The sequence below is a fragment of the Collinsella sp. CLA-ER-H4 genome, assembly GCF_040092395.1.
GTDB lineage: Bacteria > Actinomycetota > Coriobacteriia > Coriobacteriales > Coriobacteriaceae > Collinsella.
In genome coordinates this window covers 1-412 of record NZ_JBBNLQ010000035.1, presented here as the reverse complement: position 1 = coordinate 412, position 412 = coordinate 1, and the positions used below count along the sequence as shown (strand labels likewise).

The 412-nt window shown below is 59.2% G+C and carries 1 pseudogene; it reads right to left on the bottom strand.

The annotated features are described in order from the left end of the window. Positions 1–412 (bottom strand): annotated as a pseudogene (locus tag AAAX34_RS09435) (hypothetical protein); the annotation flags it as partial.

Sequence of the window (412 nt, the reverse complement as noted above, 5' to 3'; positions counted from 1 at the left end):
ACCAGGAGAGCCGGGACCAGATTGCCCGGGTTGCCCGGTCGGCTCGCGCGACGGCGCGGCGGTTCCACAGAAAGATCTCCGGACTTCACGCCGTTTCTGATCGCATTGTAGACAGCCATCTCGTCTTCGCAGTCGGCGAGCACGCGGTGTGCGTCGTCGTTTTTGATGTCCAGTAAATCTCGAAGGTCCTCCATGCGCCAGCGTCCGAGATCTGGCCATGCGCGTTGCGCGAGCTGATAAGTGTCGATTGCGATGTTGTAGTTAAAGTCCAGGCCAAAGCCGTCCCAGGCAGAACGGCTTTGTTTCAGCTCGCCCTCGTCCTCCATACGGGCAGCCTCGTCGACGACGGGACCGCGCACGTCATACAGGACGTTATCGAGCTTGGTGGATTTAGAAAAAGTACGCATGGTGG